The following is a 2,186-nucleotide window of genomic DNA, read 5'->3' as shown; positions in this document are numbered from 1 at the left end:
TATTTATATCACTATCATATTTCTTACTTGAACTAGAACAACCTACTATACTAATACTTAATATAATAGTTGCTAATACCATTAAAAATTTTTTCATTATAAAAACACTCCTAATCTTTTTATAATGCCATTATATCAAGTATTATCTACATTTTCAAGTAATTATTTAAAGAATACACCATAAATAAATATTATTATTGCCCAAATAAATGTAAGTTTAGCTACATCTATCTGTTTACTATCCTTATCATCTTTTGAAATCCACAACCATTTATATGTATTAATTAATAATTCTATTATTATATATATAATAGACCATACTAATAAGAATAATGATAATACTAAATATTCACTTATTTCTAAAACATTCCATAAATTAACAAATACCACAAAAGCATTTACACATATTGCTACAAAAGAAATTATCTTTAAATATTTCTTTTCTTTATCTAAAAACATTAAAATAACAGGAATTAATAAAATTAATAAAAATCCTATAATTAATAATATATATTCTAAATTTGTAACCTTTAACTCTATACTTTTTACCTCTTTCGCTTTTGATGTAATATATGGTAAAATTTTTCTTAATCTTCCTACTAAAAACGCTGTTAAAAAAGTAGAAATTAACAATGAAAATAAAATTTTTATAACACTATTTTCATTTCTTACAAACCAATCAAATTTATTTTTTTTATATTCATTTTCCAATTAAATCACCCTATAAAATTATAACATTTTTATTTTTTTTTGTCATACTTTTTAAAAATTAAATGCATAAAACATAAATAATAAATAAATATAGCTATAAACATTGCAATCATTATTAAAACTATTATTCCATAACTAAATTTATTATACATCTCTTTTAATTGAATTATTCCATACACAAAAAATATTAAATATAATACTGTAAATATTAACACTATTATTTTCCCTTTTTTATTCATTCTACAACCCTCTTTCTTTTATTAATTCCATTATTTCTTGACCTACTAAATCACCATTAACTATGTAAGGTGATAAAAATACTTTAGGATTATCTATAATTTCTTTTATTTGATAATATCCTGCACCTTTTAAACCAATTTCTTTATAAGCTGTATTTGTATCACCAAATATCATTTTATATCCGTCACTCGATAAACTTCCTAACGCAATCCTTAATCCTAATTGATCTCTTATTTTTCCGTCAAGAACATCAGTATCAGGTCTTTGTGTTGCAAAAATTACAAACACTCCTGCTTGTCTACCTTTCACAACAATATTAGTAAGTTTTGCCATTACTTCTTTTTTCTCTTTATTATCTAACATAGAAATAAAAGCTAATAACTCATCAAATATTAAAAAATAAGGTTTTAATCCATAAGCTACATAATCCTCACCAAAATTATCATTTATTCCTAACATCTGCTTATATCTACTATCCATTATTTCTATAACATCTTCTAATAAATATATTATTTGTGATTTTTCATATACTACTAAATTCTTTTTAGATACATAACCTAATTTTGTTAAATCTGATATTTTAGGGTCTATTACATTCAGATAATATCCTTTTTTTAATATTTCTTTTATTAAATAAAATATTAAATAAGATTTTCCTGCACCTGTTCCACCTACTATTAAAGCATGAGGACTTTTCCTAAATTCCCATATTACATTTCTCATTAACCTTATACTATTATCTTCTAAATTATTTTCATTAAAATTTAATCTATCTTTTAATGAAAATTTAGATAATGTATATATTACAAACTCATCTATAACTTGCTTATCTTGTAATTCTATTTTAAATGTATATTCTAATTTACTTTCTAATTCTAAAAATTCTTTCTGAAATTTTGAACCATCTAATCTAATATATATTTGAATTTCATTTTTACTTTGTTTTATATAAAATTTTGGGAAATATAATTCTTTATAGCTTTGTCTACTTTTTACTAAACCTTTTACATTTAAAAAATCATCTAAATTATTAACATTTGATTTTTCCATTAATTGAGGTTTTATAAAATATCCTGATGTAAATATCAATTCAGCTAATTTCTGAATATTTCTTACTCTCTCTAATAAATTATTCAACAAAATATAAGATACTAATATAGCAGGTAATGATATTCCTATTGTTAATAACAATATTTCTAACCAATCTTCTTTTAAATTTGATATATCTATATAGT

The 2,186-nt window shown here is 21.1% G+C and carries 2 protein-coding genes; both read right to left on the bottom strand.

Going from position 1 to position 2,186, the window contains the following annotated elements:
• Nucleotides 1–162 precede the first annotated feature (162 nt).
• Nucleotides 163–711 (bottom strand): hypothetical protein, encoded by a 549-nt coding sequence (locus O3802_RS07600; RefSeq protein WP_371458996.1) that lies wholly within the window; start codon nt 709–711, stop codon nt 163–165.
• 240 nt (nt 712–951) lie between these two features.
• Nucleotides 952–2,186: helicase HerA domain-containing protein (locus O3802_RS07595; RefSeq protein ID WP_371458995.1), on the bottom strand; the 1,235-nt coding region annotated here is incomplete at its 5' end.

The sequence above is a fragment of the Gemella sp. 27098_8_92 genome (genome assembly GCF_041433685.1).
Taxonomy (GTDB): domain Bacteria; phylum Bacillota; class Bacilli; order Staphylococcales; family Gemellaceae; genus Gemella.
Note: the sequence above shows the minus strand (reverse complement) of the source record. Positions and strands in the feature narration are given on the sequence as shown.